This window comes from Neorhizobium sp. T25_13 (genome assembly GCF_002968675.1).
In the GTDB taxonomy this organism is placed as follows: Bacteria; Pseudomonadota; Alphaproteobacteria; order Rhizobiales; family Rhizobiaceae; genus Neorhizobium; species Neorhizobium tomejilense.
The window spans coordinates 199,027-218,758 of the sequence record NZ_PVBI01000001.1 but is presented as its reverse complement, the minus strand read 5'-3'; the positions used below and the strand labels follow the sequence as shown (position 1 = coordinate 218,758).

Here is a 19,732-nt window from a genome sequence, read left to right as displayed (position 1 = left end):
TGATACCGAGGCAAAGACCACGTCAAAGTCAGCGTCCGGTTTCGGCATCTGCATGGTGGCAAGCGTGGCGCATCGCGACTTTGGCCGCTCGCCGCGATGGCCCGCTCCAAGGCCTTTCAGAGAGTTTTGAGGCGTAGGATCAACGTCCTTGAGCGGCGGACTGCGGTGAGGGCTGCGCCGAGCGCGATGATGCCGAGACCAATCGTCAGGACCTGATTGTAGCGGCCCCACAACGGCTCAAGCATGGATATCAATCCTGCTGCGGTGATCGTTGCCATCCGGTGCTGCTTGGCCATCGGGCCGGAGAAATCACTCGGATTGCCGGTGGCCCGGCCGAGTTCCCTGACATAAGCCGTCAATACGGCAAAAGCGCCGGCGGCCCAGCCGAGGCCGGGCATGCCGATCCCATATCCAACGCCCGCGAAGACCAGAAGATCGGCGATGCGGTCCGGGAATTCGTTCCAGAACGGTCCGTCAGGCTCTCCCTTTCCGCCTTCGACGGCGACCATGCCGTCGAACAGATTGCAAAGCAGCCGGCCCTGGCAGCAAAGCACGGCCACGAGCAGGCAGGCAATGCGCGACCAACCGACCGTCTGTCCCGCCATGTAGAAGGCGCCACCGGCAAGTGCTGCGGCGACCATGCTCGCCTGCGATATCTGGTTGGGGGTGATGCTTTTCGACGCCATCCATCGCGCGGTCGAGCCTGCCCAGCGGGTGTTGCGGCTTGCCAGCGGCCGCCTGTCGCCTGTTTCGGTCATGTCCCGGCACCTCGTCCTGCGGAGATCGAATAATTGTAGATCGCGGCGTAGCTCGTCGATACCAGAAGCGGAACCGCGACGGTCTTGAGGATTTCCGGTGTGCCGCTCGCCGCATGGATCGCGACGAGAACCACAGTCGAGCCGAGGCAGGCAATGAGCGGCGGCGCCCATAACCGGGTCAGGCCGTCAAAGCGCTTCGAAAGTCCGTCGACTACCGATTTCAGGAAGAGTGTCAGGCAGGCGGACATCACGCCCTGCACCAGACCGGAATAAAGCGGTCTTGGCATTGCATAGGCGCGATTGGCAAAGACGGCCCAGCCGCCCATGGCAAGAAACGCGAACAGCACATGCACCGTCCCGTTGCGTGCAAGCCGTTTCAGCGCATCCGGCATCACAGCGACCACCAGTAGCGCACGATATGGAAGAAGATCGGGGCCGAGAATACGACGGAATCCAGCCTGTCGATCAGACCGCCATGACCTTCGATGAGATTGCCCCAGTCCTTGATGCCGCGGTCCCTTTTGATCGCCGACATCACCAATCCGCCGAAGAAGCCCATCAGCGTGATGATGAAGGCGAGGAGCCCTGCCTGAACAGGTGTGAACGGGGTTATCCACCAGAGGGCAGCACCGATCAGAGTGGCGCTGATCACGCCGCCGACAAAGCCTTCGACGGTCTTGGATGGCGACAGTTTCGGTGCGATCTTGGTCCGCCCGAACAGCTTGCCCCAGACATATTGCAGCACGTCGCTCAGCTGGACGACGATCACCAGGAAGGCGATCAGCAGTACGTTGCGGCCGTCGTAGCCCGGTATGTTCAAGGTCAGCAGCGCCGGGACGTGCGAGGCGCAGAAGACGCAGATCATCAATGCCCACTGCACCTCCGCAATGCGGATCAGAAAACGCTCCGTATCGCCCCTGAGCACCGAGATGATCGGCATCAGCAGGAACGCATAGACCGGAATGAAGATCGAGAAGATGCCGTATTGTTCAGCCCAGAGCAGATAATACTGAACCGGCACCACGACGAAGAAGGCGGCTGCCAGTGCCCAGTGGTCGGCCCTGCGGGTGTTGATGAGGGTCACAAATTCCCGGAGCGCGGCAAAAGAGCAAAAACCGAATAGAACGAGAACCCCGATACGGCCCGCCACGAAAGCAATGCCGATCAGGATAACCATGATCCACCAGGCCTTGATCCGGGCGTTGAGGTTTTCGATCGCCGCGTTCGAACCGTTTGGCGAGAGGCGCTGCTGCAGCACGTAACCAATGGCCGATGCGAGAATAAGCACGCCGAAGATACCGGCCACCAGCGTCAAGAGATCGGAACTCGCGGCACTCATTCACCACTCCCTGCAGGTTTGGGGGACAGAGCTAGAAGAGCCGTCTGCATGCGTTCAAGGAAAGTGTCCTTGGCCTCATCCGGTGCCAAGCGCAGGGCGCTGCCGAAGGTGACGGTGCAGATCAGCGGTATCGGGACGATCTCTCCCTTTGGCATGACCCGGTTGAGATTGTTGATCCAGACCGGGACCAGATCTATGTCGGGGCGTGCCGCCGCCAGATGAAAAATGCCGCTCTTGAGCGGAAGGAGAGGGGCATCGGACTGGTTGCGCGTGCCTTCCGGAAAGAGGATCAGGGACGAACCAGCGTCGATCGCCGCGGCCATCTGGGTGACGGGATCCTCGGTCCTCTGGTCTCGCTCCCTGGCGATCAGAACCGCATTGAAAACGTCACGGCCGATAAAGCGGTTAAGCCGCGATTTCAGCCAGTATTCAGCACCGGCAACCGGACGAGCCTGACGACGCAGCCTTGGCGGCAACACCGTCCAGACCAGAACGAAGTCACCATGGCTGGAATGGTTGGCGAAATAAACGCAAGGGCGGGAGGGCAGGCCTTCCTCGGGCCAGATGGCGCGAACCGCCGTGACCGCACGGGCAAATACGACGATCGCCGCCGCTGCGGCCCTTGTTATAAAAGCCTTCATTCGTCCCCCGGTCGACGTGAGCGATAGCGCTGATCAAAACTCTAGCATTGTCACAGTGGGAAGAAAGGGACTTTGGAACATTCCAACGAAAAACAGCACCAATGCCGTCGCGCGCTTTCCCATTGAACCGCCTCGGTGATCCGGCCCCTGGAAATCCACCCGGATTTGTCATCAGCCGGCCCGGGGAAGCGCAGGCTCGGCGCCAACGTTCGGCGGGAAGAACGGCGCTAGATATGTGTCGTCTGCGCCGCGTTGATCGATGAGATGAAGCTCTTCGTGCGTTCCTGTCTCGGATCACCAAAGATCGCTTGCGCTCTGCCGGACTCGACCACTTTTCCGCTCTCGAGGAAAACCACGTGATTGGCAATCCGCGAGGCAAGGCGCAGATCGTGCGTCGCCATCACCATCGTCGTTCCTTCGGCCGCGAGCCGTCCGAGCACGTCGATGACCTCGGCGGAAAGTTCGGGATCGAGAGCCGAGGTCGGTTCGTCGCAGAGGAGAACCCGAGGCGAAGGTGCGAGCGCCCGGGCGATCGCCACCCTTTGCTGTTGCCCGCCGGAAAGCTCTGACGGCCAGGCATCGGTCTTATGCGCCATTCCCACCTTGGTGAGCAGTTCGCTGGCGCGGTTATGGGCCTTTTCGCGCGGCCATTTGAGAACCGTCGTCAGCCCTTCCATGACATTCTCGATCGCTGTGCGATGCGGAAAGAGCTGGAAGTTCTGGAAGACCATGCCGGTCTGGCGGCGGATTTTCTGGATCGACTTCCAGCCGATCTTCATGCCGGGCTCGAAATCGAGCTTTTCATCGCCGATGCGGACGGAGCCGGCGGTCGGGATCTCCAGGAGGTTGATGCAGCGCAGCAGCGTGCTCTTGCCGCCGCCCGAGGGTCCGATGAGCGCAGTGACGCTTCCTTCGGGGATGCCGAGGCTGATGTCCTTCAGGATGACCGCGTCGCCGAACCGCTTTTCGATGTTGGAAAGCTCGATCATCGGTTTGACTCCATCATGCCGCCATAACGGGCGAAACGCTTTTCAAGCCTGTTCTGCAAGGACGACAACACCGAGCTCAGAGCCAGATAGATCAAAGCCGCCTCGATATAGAGGATCAGCGGCTCATAGGTCGTCGCGACGATCCGCTGCGCTGCCTGGAAAAGCTCCGGCACGGTGATCGCCGCGGCAAGCGAGGTATCCTTGACCAGCGAGATGAAGGTATTCGAAAGCGGCGGCACGGCGACGCGCGCCGCCTGCGGCAGAATGGTGCGGCTCATCGCCTGGCGCCACGACATGCCGATCGAATAGGCCGCTTCCCACTGCCCCTTCGGGACCGACGAGATGACGGCGCGAATAATCTCGGAACTATAGGCGCCGATATTCAGGGTAAAGCCGATCAGCGCTGCCGGGAATGCATCGAGCAGGATGCCGATGCTCGGCAGGCCGTAGAAGATCACGAAAAGCTGCACAAGAAGCGGTGTGCCGCGGATCACCCAGACGTAAAACCGGGCGATCAGCGCAAGCGGTGCCGGGCCGAAGAGCCGCGTAACCGCCGTGATCAGGCCGAGGACGAGCCCGAACAGGAACGACAGCAATGTCAGCGGAACCGTAAAGCGGATGCCCGCCCATAGGAGGGTCGGAAGTGAATCCGACATCAATTGAAGCCAGTGCGGCACGATGTGATCCTCAAAAAAATGACGCGTCCGGCGCAGGCGCCGGACGCTGGATTCATGCATTCAGGAACGACCTGGCAGCCTATTTCGAGACGTCCTGCCCGAAATACTTGTCCGAGATCTTCTGATAGGTGCCGTCGGCCTTGATGTCCGCCAGGGCCTTGTTGATCGCGCTAAGCAGTTCCGGTTCGCCCTTGCGGATGATGATGCCGGAATAATCGGCATTGTCCTGCTGTGCTGCGATCTTCACCGGCGCGTCGGGTTTCTGCTTCTTGAAATCGAGGAAGGAGAGGCTGTCATTGATCGTCGCGTCGGCGCGGCGTGTCAGCACGAGCTGGATCGACTGGTCGAAACCATCCGTGCCCACAAGTTCGGCGCCCGACTGCTGGGCGATCTTGCCGAAATTGCTGGTCAGCGACTGGGCCGATTTCTTGCCCTTGAGATCGGCAAAGCCCTTGATGTCACTATTGTCCTGGCGAACGATCAGCACCGCCTTGGAAGCGATGTAAGGCTCGGAAAAGTCGTATTTCTGCTTGCGGGCTTCGGTGATGCCGACCTGGTTGATGACGGCATCGTAGCGCTTGGCATCGATGCCCGCGATGAGGCCGTCCCACTTGCCTTCGAGGAACTCGGCCTTGACGCCGATTTTCGCGGCAACGGCTTGCCCGATCTCCACGTCGAAACCGACGAGCTTGCCGCTTGCGTCATGGAAGGTGAATGGCGCGTAGGTCCCCTCCGTGCCGATCTTGAAGATACCGGAGGATTTGATGGCAGCGAGATTTTCGCCGGCGAAAGACGGCGTAAGGGCTGCCGCGTGAATAAGGGCCGCCGCGATAATGGTTTTCAGCCGGAACATTTAGGTCATCCTTTCAGCAGTGCTTGCTGGCGACTAGATGACAGAAAATAGGACGCGGCGATTGAAAGAAAACCGCAAATAAAGCCGGCAAATGCGAATATTTTGCTCACGTACGGAGCGCCCCTATCCCTTATCCCAACGATAGCGAAGGTTGGCAGCCAACCGGCAGCCACGGCTTCCGGCCTCGCACGTAGATACACGTTACGGCTGTGGATATAGGTCGCTCGGCCGCGTCGATGCCTGTGGCGCACTGAATTCAACGCAAAAAATTCCAAACACCCTGAACACCTTAGCGATGAACGTGCCGTTTTTCGCTCACACTCGCCTCCGACGCGATTGACATAAATCAATGACAGCCAGATTATATTCAACATGGATACGACATATTCAAATAGAATACAAGAGGAAAGCGGCGGTGTCCGCCCACTCTCCACGGTCCTGAAGACCATGGCGGTGCTCGACGTGCTGGCCTCCAGCGCTCGCGGCATGAAACTGCCGGAGATCGCGTCGGCCATGTCGTTGTCGCGACCAACCGCCTACCAGCGGCTGCTCACGCTGATCGAAGCCGGCTGGGTCGAGCAGGATCAGGAGATGCGCTATCGGCTCTCGATGCACGCCTGCCGGCTTGCCGCGGCCGCCATGGAGCAGGCCAATCTCGGAACGCGAATTCAGCCGGTCATCGAAATGCTGGTTCATCGGGTGAAGGAGACAGCTTCCTTGGCGGTGCTCGATCGCGGACTGCCTTGCATCGTCTCGCGCGTCGAATCCCAAAGCGTGCTGCGTGCGGAACAGAAGATCGGCACGACCATGTCGCTCGAGGGTTCCGCATCCGGCCGCATCCTGACCGCTTTCGCGGACGAACTGACACTGGCCCGCCTGACGGAAAGCGGCGAGCCGCTCGCTTCGGAGGAACTCCTGGGCGAGGCGCGCGCGAACGGTTACGCCTTGTCGAGCGGCTATACCCACAGCGGCGTCGTCGCCATCGCCGCGCCGATCTTCGATCTCCACGGCAAATGCACGTCGACGATCTCGCTGGTCATGCCGGAGATGCGCTTCGACCTCGAAAGCTTCCGCGAACCGCTTCTCGAAACCGCCCGCACCATCACGAAAATGCAGCAGGGAGAACGTTGACGGTCATGACCGCGACTTCCAAACAGGTGGCAACGCCCCGACCGCGCCCGAGCCATGAGGTGATGAAGACCTCACGGCTGGCGGCAATCCAGCCGAGCCGGCTCAGCGGCACCCGCGCCTTCATGAACAAGATGATTCGCGAGCGCTGGGACATCTCCAATGTCCTTTTCGACGTGGATGAAAACGCCGAAGGAACCGTCGTTTATTCCATCAAGGCGCCGGACCAGGAATTCTCCTTTATCGGCTTTTCCCGCCCGCCGAGCCGGACGGCTCGTACCGGCCGTATCATCGGCCAGGCCTGGGACATGATGGGCGCGTTGATCGAAGGGCCGGCGACCGAAGTCGAGATCGAAACGGCGCGGCGGGAAATCCCCAAGCTCTATACCGGCCGGGCGACCGCAGGAACGCTCATCTGGTGCCGCTCGAACCGGTCGATGCGGGTCTTCGACCAGACGCTCGAAGCGCTTGCCGAAGGCCGTCAGCCCTCCGTCGCCGATCTTTCCAAGGTCTGTTACCTGATGCGCAATACCGGCCTCGACGGCAACGGCACGTTCGGGACGCGCTCCTTTCCGTCGCTCGGTGCCCGTCATGCGCTCGGTGGTGTCCTGCAGGCGCAGTTGCTGACTGCCTATCTGATGCGGGAATTCTCCTGCGACCTCGTCGAGCATCTGGCGGCCAAGAAATCGGAGACCGCCGTGCGCCTCGACCCGCAGCTTCGCCGCTATATCGGCGTCGGCAACGGTTCGGCACTCGGCCTTATCTTCTTCGTCCACAAACATCCGCGCCTGATCGACGGGCTCCTGTCCGCACGCGAAACCGCGATCGCGATGGCCCGCGCGCTGCAGCTCGATGCGTCGGATCCCCGCATCGCCAGGCTGCTCGGACTTCTCCGCCAGGCAATCCTGTTCCGCAAACAGGACCGGATGGTCTACGAGACATTTGCCTCCAGCGCCGAAGTGGCAGCCGACCTCGAAAAGGTCGTGGCAGCACTCGAAGAATTCCGCCGCAGCGGAACGGTGTTTGGTCGTGCCACGGATTTCCCGCTTGACGTGCTTGCCGCTGAATTCGAAACAGACCTCATCCCCGAAGCCTTCGAAACGGTTTTGTCGTTGCTGATCGAACTGGTGCCGGAAGAAGCCGACCGGCTATTGGCAGCCATTGATGCTCCCGACGAATTCAGCATCTCGCCGGCCGAGACGGTCGAACAGCTGATGGCGCTTGTCGGGGATGAATATCGGTGGGCGCTCGACACCGCCATGGCCGGCCCAGAGGCTTACAAATATGTCTGGTACAAGTCGGAGACGGCGGAGGAGCCGCGCCGCGGCGCCCGCGAGGAAGTCCCCGATGCGCTTGACCTCGGCGTCGATGTCTGCGGCGGCATCCAATCCCTGTTTGCCGATCTCGGCAGGGCCCAAGGTTCGCTCAGCATCGCCCGTTTCCTGATGAAACATCCTGAACACCGCTACATGGTGGCGCGCATTCAGAGCCTGCGCGGGCGGGACTATCACACGCCCCGCGCCAACATCAATGCGGAGGCTTTTGTGCCGATCGATCTCGTGCGGCTGATGAATGTCGGCATCCACGGCATCGACAAGACCCGTGACTTCCTGAATCGCAACCTGCGCGGCGTGCTCTATCACGGCGCACCGACTCCCGACGATCTTCGCGCCGGCTATACCGGCACCTGGTATTACCCGGCGGAGCCTGTTCTATGATATCCTCGCATTCATCACCTTCCATGCGCGTCATGCCCCGCGAAATGCGGCTGATGTCGGAGCGGATCCTTTCGCTGAGCAGCCTGCCCAAAGGCTTCTTCCTGACAGTCGGCGACATTCCGATGTATTCGCAAAAGCTCGGCCTTGGCGGTTTCAAACTGCTCGAGCAGCGGTTCGAGAGCTTCAAGTCGGCGGCTCCCGCCCGTATCGCGATTGCTTCCGAAGCCGGCAACCGCATGACGCTCGATGCTTGCGGCGAACACGCATGGTTCGTGCTGCCGACGGCGATCGATCTTCTCGGTGAGCTGACAACCCGGTTCGGGTCGGTGGAGCTGGCCGTCACAGGGGCCACGGATGCCGAGGAACTTGCGCTTGCCGCGCGTTTCGGCGGTCGATCAGGGCTTTCGATCTCCGTATTCGGCAATGTCCTAACGGCGGTTGCGGCAGCGGTCACCGGCGACGTACGAAAAGACGATCCTCTTCTCTGGTCGCTTCTGGAAAACGGCGCCGAGATCGAGAGCGATATCTGGTGGCGCATCTATCACCTGGCAAAGCAGGCGCTTGCGACCGATAGCGTCGTCTCGCGCCGCCATGCCGGTCCGATGATCGTCAACGAGGACGGCACCGTCATCGGCCGCAAGGACAATGACGACGAGACGGACGTCTCCTTCCTGTCGTCCAGCATTTCCGAACGTATGAAAGAGGGCGCGAGATCATGATCATCGACGGTTTGCAATGTGGGCATTTCGATCGCGCCGCCTTTGAATCCCTGACGGCAGGGGATGTCGGCGGGGTCGTCAATACCTGCGGCTTCTGGGAGGGCACCGTTGAATCGATGGATTCCATCGGCCGCTGGCGCGACCTGGTGCGCGAAAACTCCGATCTCGCCGAGATCGCCCTTACCGCAGGCGACATCACGCGCATTTCCAGCGCGGGCAAGGTCGCGGTCATTATGGGTTTCCAGAATGCCAACCTTTTCGAAGGGCGGATCCGCTTCGTCGAGATGTTTGCCGAACTCGGCGTGCGCGTCGTGCAACTCACCTACAACAACCAGAACGAACTCGGTGGCTCCTGCTACGAGGCCGAGGATTCGGGCCTTGCCCGCTTCGGCAAGGAAGTGGTGCGCGAGATGAACGCCGCCGGCATTCTGGTCGACTGCAGCCATGTCGGCGACCGAACGACGCTCGATGCGATCAAGGTTTCCGAAAAGCCGATCGCCGTCACCCATGCCAACGCCCAGTCGCTGTTCTTCCACAAGCGCAACAAGTCGGACGACGTCATCCGGGCGCTGAAGGAGACCGGCGGGGTGATCGGCTGTGCTGCCTATCGCAACATCACCGGCGACGATTTCTGCGCTTCGATCGAAGCATGGTGCACGATGGTTGCCCGCACGGTGGATCTTGCCGGCATCGACTCCGTCGCCATCGGCACCGACAAGAGCCACAATTTCACCGCTCCCGATTATGCGTGGATGCGCAAGGGGCGCTGGACCCGTGGCGAGGACTATGGCGCCAGCGCCCCCGGCAAGCCGCTCAAGGCCGCGCCGCCGGAATGGTTCCAGAAGGTCGAGGACATCAGGGTAATCCCGGACGGCCTGCGCGCCGTGGGCTTCTCGAAAGAAGAGATCGCGAAGATCACCCACCAGAACTGGCTGCGGCTCTACGAAGCCACCTTCAGAAAATCATAAAGAGGAGAACTGCAATGACTGGAATGAAGACATTTCTCATGCCTGACCGCCGCCGTTTCCTGAAGACGGCCGGCGCTGCGGTCACCGCCTCGCTTGCCGCTCCCTATCTCGCTCGCGCGCAGGAAAAGATCCTCTACGTGAACACCTGGGGCGGTCCCTGGGAGGCTGCGGCAAAGGCGCATCTCATCGATCCCTTCACCGTAGAAACCGGCATTCAGGTCAAGACGGTTTCCCCGGTCTCGTTCGCCAAGCTCGCCCAGCAGGTGAAGACCGGCACCTACGAATTCGACGTCACCACGCTCGGCGGCGGCGAGCTGGTGCGCGCCAACCAGGCCGGCATCATCGAAAAACTGACGGAACCCTACAAAGGCGGCCTCTTCGAAAACGGCGTCGCTTCACATGCGTTCGCAACCGTCATGGCCTGGCGCAAGGATAAATATAAGGACACTCCGAAGACCTGGGCCGATTTCTGGAACGTCGAGAAATTCCCCGGCGGACGGTCGCTGCAGCGTTATGCGTCGCGCGTCATCCCGATCGCGCTTCTCGCCGACGGCGTCGCGGTCAAGGACCTCTATCCGCTCGATGTGGACCGGGCCTTCAAGTCGCTCGACAAGATCAAGCCGCATATCCGCGTCTGGTGGACTGCCGGCGCCCAGTCGACGCAGATCCTGCGTGACGGGGAGATCGACATGATCGGCATCTGGCACGGCCGTTATTTCGAGGCCGAGAAGGCTGGCGCTCCGGTTGCCATGACCTGGAACCAGGGCGAGATCGAACGGGCCTATTGGGTTGTCGCCAAAAAGACCCCCAACCTCGAGAACGCCAGGAAATTCGTCGAGTTCGCGACCAGTGCCAAGCCGCTCGCCGGCTTCTCCAAGGCTGCGGACTACGGCGCGCTGAACCCGGCCTCCAACCAGTTCGTGGATCCGGCGGATGCCAAGCGCATGCCGACCTCGCCGGACAACTACAAGCTGACCTTCGAGCAGGACATGGCGAATCTGGGCATAGACCCGGCGGAGCTCGCCGAACGTTTCGAGGAGTGGGTCGCGAGCTGATCCGCTCTCTTGGATCAACTTGACCCGCTGGCCGGCATCGCGCGGGAACGACCGCGCGATGCCGCAACGACCCTGCCTGCCATAAAAAGGGAACGGCAATGGGCATCAGCCTTTCAAAACTGACGGAAAAGACGAATATCTGGCCCTGGCTGCTGCTGGCGCCGCTCGGTACCTACATGCTCATCTTCTTCGCCGTGCCGCTTGCCGAAGTGGCGATCATGAGCTTCACCGAACCGAAGGTCTCGCTTGCGAACTACCAGAAGGTCGTCACCGGTGCGCTTTACCAGCGCGTCTTCCTGAACACGTTCATGACGGCCGCCTTCGTCACGCTCTGCTGCCTTCTGGTCGGCTATCCGCTGGCCTATCTGATGGCACATTCCAAGTCGCGCACGGCAATGCTGATCCTGCTGCTCGTTACCATGAGCTTCTGGACGAGCTTCCTCGTCCGCACCTATTCGTGGATGGTTCTGCTCGGCAATAACGGTCCGCTGATCGCCTTCCTGCAGATGATCGGCGTCGATAAACCGCCGCAGCTTCTCTTCACGCGTTTTTCCTCGACGCTCGCCATGGTGCATATCCTGGCGCCCTACATGATCATGAACATCTATTCGGTGATGAAGAAGATCGACCCGGCGCTGATCCGCTCGGCGGAAAGCCTCGGCGCCAAAGGCTGGTCGCTGTTTAGGCATGTCTACCTGCCGCTGACGGCACCGGGTATCGCCAATGGTTCCGTCCTGGTCTTCGTCATCTGCCTCGGTTTCTACGTGACGCCGGTTCTGCTCGGCAGCCCGCGCGAGCAGATGGTCGCCGGTCTGATCGGCCACCAGATCGAGGAGTTTCTCGCCTTCGGTTTGGGCTCCGCCATGGCGATGATCCTGCTCGTGGTAACACTCATCATCCTCACCATCTATCATCGCCGCTTCGGCCTCGACAAACTCTGGGGGTGACCGAACATGAACACGTTCATGCGCTGGGCCGGTTTCATCGTCGTGCTCTTCATTGCCGCACCGCTCGTCATCGTCGTGCCGATGTCGTTTTCGAACGCGAGCTCGCTGCAGTTCCCGCCGCCGGGTTACTGGCTCGGGTATTACCGGGCTTACTTCACCAGCATGGATTGGCTGATACCGACCTGGAACAGCATCCTGATCGCGACCGCCACGACCATCCTTACCATGGCCCTGGTCGTGCCCGCGACCTTCGCCCTGGTGCGCCACAAGTTTCGCGGCAAGGGGTTTGCCGACCTGATGATGCTGATGCCGATGGCTGTGCCCCATATCGTCATGGCGGTCGGCTACTATTCCTATTTCGGCGATCTCGGGCTGGTGCACAGCCATCTCGGCGTCATCCTGGCGCATACCTGCCTGTCGGTCCCGATCGCCTTCCTCGTCCTTTCGGCCAACCTCAAGGGTTTCGACCGAAACCTTGAACGGGCCGCGCAGAGCCTCGGCGCCAGTCCGACGAAGACCTTCCTGCACGTCACCCTGCCGATCCTGCGGCCGGGGCTGGTCATCAGCTCGCTCTTCGCCTTCATCCAATCCTTCGACGAGACGGTAGTGGCGATCTTCATTTCGGGCCGCGACGCGGAGACCCTGCCGCGCAAGATGTTCGACAGCATCCGCCAGGAGGCCGATCCGGTGATCGCCGTCATCTCGACGCTGCTGTTCTTCGTCGTGCTGCTCGGCATAGCGGCTCCCTATTTCGCCAGCGCGCTGCGCAGCCGCGCTCCCAAGCCGAGCCGGTCGGCCGGCGCACATTGATCCTCGCAAGGACTTCCCCAAGGACTTCCCATGACGAACTATCTGCAACTCTCCAACATCACCAAGACCTACGGGCATTTCACGGCGCTCGACGATGTGAGCCTGTCGGTCGACAAGGGGGAGTTCGTGACCTTCCTGGGGCCGAGCGGTTCGGGCAAGACGACGACCCTGATGATCATTGCCGGTTTCGAAAAGGCGAGCGGCGGCACGGTGCAAGTCGGTGGCCGGTCGATCTCGGAGCTTGCGCCGCACGAGCGCAATATCGGCATCGTGTTCCAGAACTACGCCTTGTTTCCGCACAAGACAGCCGTCGAAAACGTGTATTTTCCGTTGCAGATGCGTGGCGTCAGCCGTTCGCAGGGCTTGAGGCAGGCAGAGGATATGCTGTCTCTCGTCGGCCTCAAGGGGTTTGGCCATCGTCATCCGAAGGAATTGTCCGGCGGCCAGCAGCAGCGGGTTGCGCTTGCTCGCGCCCTGGTTTTCGAGCCTTCGCTGCTCCTGCTCGACGAGCCGCTTGGCGCGCTCGACAAGAACCTGCGTGAGCAGATGCAGATCGAGATCAAGCGTATCCAGCGCAGCCTTGGCGTGACGACGATTTTCGTGACCCATGACCAGTCGGAGGCCATGTCGATGTCCGATCGCATCGTGGTGTTCGAGAAGGGACGTATCGAGCAGGTCGCAGCACCCCTGGATATCTACCATCGCCCGCAGACCTCCTTCGTCGCTGCCTTCATCGGCGAGAGCAACCTGATCCCGGCAATCATTAACAGCGGGACCGGCAGAACGGCCGAAAACCCGACGCTTGGAGCCGTCCAATACGCTGGCGACGATGCTCTTGCCGACGGCCAGAAGGTGACGCTGCTGATCCGCCCGGAGCATATCAAGCTGTCACGCAGCCCGATCGAGGGCCGCAAGAACGCCCGCATGATCGTCGAGACGATCGTCAACTACGGCGACAACGCACTCGTGATCGGACGGGCAGGGGATATCCCCATGCGCGTCAGGGTGCTCGGCGCCGATGTAGTGATCATCAAGGAAGGCGAGGAATGCTGTATCAGCTGGGCGCCTGACGCGGTCTTCGTGATCACCAAATAGGGTTGCACTCGAAGCGCCTCGTAAATTTGGCGACACCTTAGGTCAGAAAACCCTACAGCAGCTCGTATTTTTTCAGGATCACTTTTATTTTCTCGTCCTGAGCTTCGTCTGGAAGCAGGGCCGGCTGCCTGCTCGCGCCGACCGATTTATCTTGCAGGTAAAGCGAACGCTTGACCATGGCGGGCGCAAAGCCCAGCGCATAAAGCTCGGTGCGAAAAGCGGTATAGATCGCCTGCTGACGCTCCGCTTCCGCGATGTCGCCGGAGTTGAAGGCCGCAAGGATGCCGGCGAGCACGTGCGGCAGGGCATTTCCGAGGCCTGATATGCAGCCGGTAGCACCATTCTGGAGCGACCACAGGACGAGGTGGTCAGGACCGGAATAGACCTCGAAGCCCGGGTTCTCTTTCGAGACCTCAAGGTAGGCTGCCAGAGTTTCCTGGGCGCCGCCGGAATCCTTGATGCCGGCGATATTGCCGTGCCCGGCAAGCTTTGCGGCCGTTGCCGGCTCGATATGGTTCTGGGTCCGGGCCGGGATGTCATAGAGATAGACCGGCGTCTTGACCGTATCCGCGACCGTCGAGAAATGGCGGATCAACCCGTCCTGCGTGCAGGCGATGAAGAAGGGGGTGATGACGGCGATGCCGTCGACGCCGATCCGGTCGAACTCTTTGGCGAGCTGCACCGTTTCGAAGGTGGCGGGCATGCCTGCATTGACGATGACCTTGGCGCGCCCCGCCACCTCGTCGACCACGTGTTCGGTCAGACGGATCTTCTCTTCGTGGGTGAGAGCCGTGAAATCACCATTGGTGCCGGCACACATGATGTTGTTACCCGCCGCCACCTGCCGGCGCACCTGGGCGCGGGTCGCCTCGAAATTGATCGTCTCGTCCTCGTTGAAGCAGGTCACGAGTGCGACAAAGGCATTTCTGGTCATTCAATCAACTCCGCTTATCCGCCGCTCGGCGGTGTGTCATGCACGTTTGAGACGGGCTGCCCGGTGTTCGGCCTGAACATCCGGGTCCGGATCGAGGCTCGCCGCCAGGAGCGCTTTTGTATAGGCTTCACGGGGCGTCTCGAAGATTTCCCGGACCGTTCCCAATTCCACCACTTCGCCCTTCTGCATGACCATGACGTAATCCGCGAAGTCGCGAACGACGGGCAGGTCGTGGGCGATGAAGATGAAGGAGATGCCCATGTCCCGGCGCAGCTTGTCGAGAAGCGCGATGACCTGGGCCTGCACCGACACGTCGAGCGCCGATACCGCCTCGTCGCAGACGATCAGCTGCGGTTCGAGCGCAAGCGCCCGGGCAATTGCAATCCTCTGCCGTTGTCCGCCTGAGAATTGGTGCGGATAACGGCTCATGTGTTCGGTCGAAAGGCCCACCTGCACCAGCAGTTCCGCGACCCGTTCCCGCCATTGGCGTTTCGGCAGAATGTCGGGATGGATGGCCCATGCTTCCGATACGAGCTGGAACACCGTCATGCGCGGATTGAGCGACTGGGTGGGATCCTGGAAAACCATCTGGAGGTCGCGCCGGAGCTTGTAGAGTTCCGATGGCGAAAGCTGAAAAAGATCGCGCCCCTTCCAGTGCGCCGTACCTGCGTCCGGCTCGTCCAGCCTCAAGAGAACGCGGGCGAGCGTCGATTTGCCCGAGCCGCTTTCGCCGACGATCGCCATGGTCTCGCCGGCTCTCAGATCGAACGAGACGCCCTTCAGCGCATCGAAAGAGCCGTAGCGTTTGCGGATGTCCCGGACGCTGAGCAGCGGTTCGCCCGAAAGCTGCGCGGTGTGCATCTCGCCCTTTCCGGGGGCCGCGCCGATCAGTTTTTTGGTATAAGGATGCGTCGGGTTCTTGTAGACGTCGCGCACCGTGCCGGTCTCGACCAGCTCGCCTTTTTCCATGACGACCACCCGATCGGCGATTTCGGCTACCACGCCGAGATCGTGGGTGATGATCAGCACGCCCATGCCGGTTTCCCGCTGCAGCTCCTTCAAGAGCGCCAGCACCTCGGCCTGGACCGTCACGTCGAGCGCGGTGGTCGGCTCATCGGCGATCAGCAGATCGGGGCGCAGCGCAAGCGCCATCGCAATCATCACGCGCTGACGCTGGCCGCCGGAAAATTCGTGCGGATATTTGCCCATGGCGCCTTCCGGATCGGGAATGCCGACCCGCGTCAACAGGCGCACCGCTTCGCTCCTGGCCTGTTCGGCCGGCATGCCATGGGTCGTCATCGCCTCGCGGATCTGCCATCCGACCGTATAGACCGGGTTCAGATGGCTGAGTGGATCCTGAAAGATCATCGCGATCCGCCGGCCGTTTGCCTCGCGGCGGGCCTGGGGTAGCATGGTCAGCAGGTCCTTGCCGTCAAGCAGGATCTGCCCGGTACTGATCCGCCCGGGCGGCATGTCGATGAGGTTCATGATTGCCGCCGACGAAACCGACTTGCCGGATCCGCTCTCGCCGAGGATCGCCAGCGTCTCGCCGCGGTCGAGATGGTAGGAGATGTCTCGCACGGCATGCACGACGCCGGCGGCCGTGTGGAACTCGACCGAGAGGTTGCGGACTTCCAGCAGGTGCTCAGCCATTCTTTCGGCCTTTCATTTCCAGGCGCCAGCGCTGGACGGGGTCGAGCGCGATGCGCAGCCAGTTCGACAAAAGGTTGAGTGACAAGGTCGTCATGATGATCGCCAGACCGGGCCAGAACGAGAGCCACCAGGCATTGGTCAGATACTGGCGCCCCTGGGAAATCATCAGCCCCCAGGTGATCGCCGGCGGCTGGATGCCGATGCCGAGGAAGGACAACGCGCTTTCGGCAAGCATCACATAGGCGAAGTCCAGCGTCGCCAGTGTCGTGAGCGTCGGGAAAACCACGGGCAGGATGTGACGGAACAGGATGCGGTTCTGCGAAGCGCCCATCACCCGCGCCGCCTGCACGAACATCCGCTCGCGGATCTCCAGCACCTCGGCGCGGGTGGTGCGCAGGTAAACGGGGATGCGGGTGATCGACAGGACGGCGACCAGGTTCAGGATCGAGGACCCCAGGAGATAAAGGACGATCACCGCGATCAACAGCGAGGGGAAGGACATGATCACGTCCGCCAGGCGCATGATCACCTGCCCGACGCGCGGTGAGGAAAAGCCGGCGATGAGGCCGAGCAGCGTGCCAGTGATCGACGACAGGATCACCGCGCCGGCGGCGACCATGATCGTATTCTGTGTCGCGACGATGATGCGGGCGAGCAGCGGCCGGCCGAGAGCGTCGGCCCCCATCCACCATACCCATTCACGGCTCCAGTCGAACGGCGCGAGGTTGCGGCCGCGCAGGTTCTGCTTGGTGGCGAGCTCGCCGAGCCAGGATGGCCCGATCAGGGCAAGCACGATGATGGCGAGCAGGAAGATTACCGCGCAGAGCGCGAATTTGTCGGCCCAGAGCATCCGCGCCATGCGGACCGGGAAGGGGGGCTCGTGGGTGATCGTCGTATCGGAGGTGGAAACACTCATCGTTGCGCTCCTCAATGACGGATGCGCGGATCGAGAAGCGCATAGGCAAGGTCGATCAGCAGGTTCATGAGGAAGATCGCCAGTGCGGTCACCAGGATCGCGGCAAGGACGACGTTGAAATCCCGCTGCAGGATCGAGTCGATCATCAGCTTGCCGACACCGGGAAAACCGAAGATCGTCTCGACCACCACGGCGCCGTTCAGGAGGCTCGCCGCCTGGTCCCCGATGACGGTGATGACCGGCAGCATGGCGTTGCGCAGGGCGTGGACGAAGATGATCGGGCCGGCCTTGACGCCTTTTGCGCGCGCCGTCTTCACATAGGCGGAGGATAGCGCGCCGATCATCGAGCCGCGCACCACCTGGACGATGATGCCGAAGGGACGCACGAACAGCACGGCGATCGGCAGGATCCAGTGCAGGATCGAACCGGTGCCGGAGGTCGGCAGCCATGCGAGGTTAACGGAGAAGACGACGATCGCGACGATGGCCAGCCAGAAATCCGGGACCGACGCGCCAACGAGTGAGATGATCGAGGAGAGCCGGTCGAAGAAGCCACCGGAACGAAAGGCGGCGAGCGAGCCGACGACGATGGCGGCCGCCGTGACGAGCGACATGGTGATCACGGCAAGCCAGAACGTCCACACGAAGGCTTCCGTCACCACGCCCAGCGCCGGCCGCGCCTTGCGGAGCGATTCACCGAGATCCCCGGTTACCACGTCGCCGACATAACGTCCGAACTGCACCATCAGCGGATCGTTCAACCCGTGAAGCTCGCGGAACTGCTGCTTCATTTCGGCCGAAGCCTCGACGGGCAGGAAGAGAGCGGCCGGATCGCCGGTCAGGCGGGACAGGAAGAACACCAGCACGAGCAGCCCGACCAGTGAAATCAAGCTCGCCACGGAGCGCTTACGAATGAAACTGAGCATGTCGCCCTCGACTATTATGGCGGCGGATGGGTACCCGCCGCCTTTGGGTCGTGATTGGAAATCCGGCAGCCGGTTTCCGCTGACTATTTGATGCCGATTTCCGACAATTGCAGCATCGAATTTGTAGCGATGGTCGGTTTGAAGTCGATGCGCGGCGAAACGCGCGAGAAGCCGACCATGTGGAAGAGAAGGCCGTCTGCAACCACGTCGTCATGCAGGTAGGCGATCAACTGCGACCAGAGCTTCGCACGTTCGTCACCGACTGCCGCGGAGGCGCGCTTGATCAGGTCGTCGACCTTGGGGTCGGAAAAGCCCGACTGCGTACCCTGCGAGGCATATTTGAAGAACATGGTGAAGGACGGATCACCCTTGGAGTTGTCGTGCATGGCGGCGACGATGATCGGGCCACGACCTTCCTTGAAGGGCTTGGAATAGTAGCTCTCGTGCTCGGCCACTTCCACGAACTTCAGGTCGACCTTGAAGCCGACTTCCTGGAGTTGCGACTGAACCGCTTCCATGATTTCGGTGACGTTCGGGAAGTTTGCCGTGCGGGCGATCAGCGTGATTGGCGTATCGACCTTCACGCCGGCTGCCTTGGCCTCCGCGAGAAGCTTCTTGGCGCCTGCCGGATCATAGGGGAACACCTTGACGTCCGGGTTCCAGCCCTGGGTGGTCGGCGGAACCAGCGCCGTGGCGAGCACGGCACCATCCGGCACCAGCGTGCCGATGAAAGCCTGACGATCGATGGCCAGATTGAGCGCCCTGCGAACCCGCACGTCGTTCAGCGGCTGAATGTTGTGGTCGAGACGCAGATAGACCGTCTCGCTGTCGAGATAGGAGAAGTCGGTCTTCGGATCGGTTGCATCCAGCTGCGAGATCGACGGAGAAAGATCCGCCTCACCAGCCTTCACCATCGCCGCACGCACGGACGGATCGGAGCGGAACAGATAGGTCGCCTCGGTCACCTGCGGCTTGGCGCCCCAGTAGTCGCTGCGGGCGGCCAGCACGATCTGCTGACCCGGCGTCCAGTTCTTCAGCGCATAGGGGCCGGTTCCGACCGGCTCGCGAATGAATGCCAGCGGGGTTTCTTCCGGAACGATCGTCACCAGCGACATCAGCAAAGGCAGGATCGGCTGGGCCGGGTCGGCCTTGAAATCGATCGTGTAGGGATCGACGATATTGGCGCTGATCTTCATGCCGCCGAAATAGCGGCGGGATTCGCAGGCGTTCTTGTCGCTCATCACGCGGTCGAAGCTGTGCTTCACGTCCTTGGCGTCGAACGTCGTCCCGTTGGAGAACTTGACGCCCTGGCGGAGATGGAACCGCCAGCTGCCGTCCTGGGTCTGCTCCCATTTTTCAGCTAGGCGCGGCATGACGCCCTTCTTGCCGCGTACATCGAGTTCGGTCAGGGTTTCGCTGACATTCTCCATGATGATACGACCGATATTGGAACGGGTCGCCATGCACGGCTCCAGCAGATCGGCTTCTTCGGGCAGCACGATCTTGATAGGACCGGACCCCGCGTAAGCCGGCGCAAGCGCAGATCCAAGGATCAGCGCGGTCATCAGCATCTTCTTCATGTGGTTCACCTCCCAAGTGAATATAA

Annotated in this window: 20 protein-coding genes; 8 read left to right on the top strand and 12 right to left on the bottom strand. The window is 61.4% G+C overall.

The genetic code is table 11. The annotated features are described in order from the left end of the window. Positions 1 to 116: 116 nt before the first annotated feature. The 7 genes from C5J22_RS01125 to C5J22_RS01095 all read right to left on the bottom strand — a co-directional run bounded on the left by C5J22_RS01125 (position 117) and on the right by C5J22_RS01095 (position 5,257). Complete coding sequence (locus C5J22_RS01125; protein WP_105436786.1) at positions 117 to 758, bottom strand: CDP-alcohol phosphatidyltransferase family protein; 642 nt, start codon at positions 756 to 758, stop codon at positions 117 to 119. After that, positions 755 to 1,150: a hypothetical protein gene (locus C5J22_RS01120; protein ID WP_105436785.1), complete on the bottom strand. Its 396-nt coding sequence runs from the start codon at positions 1,148 to 1,150 to the stop codon at positions 755 to 757. Before C5J22_RS01120 ends, C5J22_RS01125 begins: the two co-directional genes overlap by 4 nt. After that, positions 1,150 to 2,097 (bottom strand): phosphatidate cytidylyltransferase, encoded by a 948-nt coding sequence (locus C5J22_RS01115; protein ID WP_046632174.1) that lies wholly within the window; start codon positions 2,095 to 2,097, stop codon positions 1,150 to 1,152. Before C5J22_RS01115 ends, C5J22_RS01120 begins: the two co-directional genes overlap by 1 nt. After that, complete coding sequence (locus tag C5J22_RS01110) at positions 2,094 to 2,738, bottom strand: lysophospholipid acyltransferase family protein (RefSeq protein ID WP_105436784.1); 645 nt, start codon at positions 2,736 to 2,738, stop codon at positions 2,094 to 2,096. The genes C5J22_RS01115 and C5J22_RS01110 overlap by 4 nt, the downstream gene beginning before the upstream one ends. 227 nt (positions 2,739 to 2,965) lie before the next feature. Next, positions 2,966 to 3,727 (bottom strand): amino acid ABC transporter ATP-binding protein, encoded by a 762-nt coding sequence (locus C5J22_RS01105; protein ID WP_105436783.1) that lies wholly within the window; start codon positions 3,725 to 3,727, stop codon positions 2,966 to 2,968. Further along, positions 3,724 to 4,404, bottom strand: a complete 681-nt coding sequence (locus tag C5J22_RS01100) for an amino acid ABC transporter permease (RefSeq protein WP_105437167.1) — start codon at positions 4,402 to 4,404, stop codon at positions 3,724 to 3,726. Before C5J22_RS01100 ends, C5J22_RS01105 begins: the two co-directional genes overlap by 4 nt. A 79-nt stretch (positions 4,405 to 4,483) precedes the next feature. Further along, positions 4,484 to 5,257 (bottom strand): amino acid ABC transporter substrate-binding protein, encoded by a 774-nt coding sequence (locus C5J22_RS01095; protein WP_105436782.1) that lies wholly within the window; start codon positions 5,255 to 5,257, stop codon positions 4,484 to 4,486. A gap of 372 nt (positions 5,258 to 5,629) precedes the next feature. Between C5J22_RS01095 and C5J22_RS01090 the strand changes: the two genes are divergently transcribed. The 8 genes from C5J22_RS01090 (at position 5,630) to C5J22_RS01055 (ending at position 13,697) form a co-directional block, all read left to right on the top strand. Next, a complete protein-coding gene (locus C5J22_RS01090; protein WP_245440250.1) occupies positions 5,630 to 6,388 on the top strand; it encodes an IclR family transcriptional regulator in 759 nt (252 codons plus the stop codon). Between the two features lie 5 nt (positions 6,389 to 6,393). Beyond that, entirely contained in the window at positions 6,394 to 8,103 is a 1,710-nt protein-coding gene (locus C5J22_RS01085; RefSeq protein WP_245440249.1) for a hypothetical protein, read from the top strand. After that, positions 8,100 to 8,822 carry a hypothetical protein gene (locus tag C5J22_RS01080; protein ID WP_105436780.1) on the top strand — a complete coding sequence of 241 codons (723 nt, stop codon included), beginning with the start codon at positions 8,100 to 8,102 and terminating at the stop codon, positions 8,820 to 8,822. Before C5J22_RS01085 ends, C5J22_RS01080 begins: the two co-directional genes overlap by 4 nt. Continuing rightward, on the top strand, positions 8,819 to 9,790 hold the full coding sequence (locus tag C5J22_RS01075; RefSeq protein ID WP_105436779.1) for a dipeptidase: 972 nt from the start codon (positions 8,819 to 8,821) through the stop codon (positions 9,788 to 9,790). Before C5J22_RS01080 ends, C5J22_RS01075 begins: the two co-directional genes overlap by 4 nt. A 14-nt stretch (positions 9,791 to 9,804) precedes the next feature. After that, a complete protein-coding gene (locus C5J22_RS01070; RefSeq protein ID WP_105436778.1) occupies positions 9,805 to 10,845 on the top strand; it encodes an ABC transporter substrate-binding protein in 1,041 nt (346 codons plus the stop codon). 98 nt (positions 10,846 to 10,943) lie between these two features. After that, on the top strand, positions 10,944 to 11,792 hold the full coding sequence (locus C5J22_RS01065) for an ABC transporter permease (RefSeq protein ID WP_105436777.1): 849 nt from the start codon (positions 10,944 to 10,946) through the stop codon (positions 11,790 to 11,792). 6 nt (positions 11,793 to 11,798) lie between these two features. After that, on the top strand, positions 11,799 to 12,602 hold the full coding sequence (locus C5J22_RS01060) for an ABC transporter permease (RefSeq protein ID WP_105436776.1): 804 nt from the start codon (positions 11,799 to 11,801) through the stop codon (positions 12,600 to 12,602). Positions 12,603 to 12,632: 30 nt separating this feature from the next. Continuing rightward, positions 12,633 to 13,697, top strand: coding sequence for an ABC transporter ATP-binding protein (locus C5J22_RS01055; RefSeq protein ID WP_105436775.1), 1,065 nt, complete (start codon positions 12,633 to 12,635; stop codon positions 13,695 to 13,697). 52 nt (positions 13,698 to 13,749) lie between these two features. Here the strand turns inward: C5J22_RS01055 and C5J22_RS01050 are convergent, their stop codons facing one another. The 5 genes from C5J22_RS01050 to C5J22_RS01030 form a co-directional block, all read right to left on the bottom strand. Next, on the bottom strand, positions 13,750 to 14,631 hold the full coding sequence (locus tag C5J22_RS01050; RefSeq protein WP_105436774.1) for a dihydrodipicolinate synthase family protein: 882 nt from the start codon (positions 14,629 to 14,631) through the stop codon (positions 13,750 to 13,752). Between the two features lie 36 nt (positions 14,632 to 14,667). Then, the gene (locus C5J22_RS01045) at positions 14,668 to 16,284 is read right to left on the bottom strand and encodes an ABC transporter ATP-binding protein (protein ID WP_105436773.1); all 1,617 of its coding nucleotides are present in this window, start codon (positions 16,282 to 16,284) and stop codon (positions 14,668 to 14,670) included. Further along, positions 16,277 to 17,200 carry an ABC transporter permease gene (locus C5J22_RS01040; protein ID WP_105436772.1) on the bottom strand — a complete coding sequence of 308 codons (924 nt, stop codon included), beginning with the start codon at positions 17,198 to 17,200 and terminating at the stop codon, positions 16,277 to 16,279. The genes C5J22_RS01045 and C5J22_RS01040 overlap by 8 nt, the downstream gene beginning before the upstream one ends. An 11-nt stretch (positions 17,201 to 17,211) precedes the next feature. Next, positions 17,212 to 18,126, bottom strand: a complete 915-nt coding sequence (locus tag C5J22_RS01035) for an ABC transporter permease (RefSeq protein WP_105436771.1) — start codon at positions 18,124 to 18,126, stop codon at positions 17,212 to 17,214. A gap of 83 nt (positions 18,127 to 18,209) precedes the next feature. Beyond that, positions 18,210 to 19,706 carry an ABC transporter substrate-binding protein gene (locus C5J22_RS01030; protein WP_105436770.1) on the bottom strand — a complete coding sequence of 499 codons (1,497 nt, stop codon included), beginning with the start codon at positions 19,704 to 19,706 and terminating at the stop codon, positions 18,210 to 18,212. Positions 19,707 to 19,732: the final 26 nt, after the last annotated feature.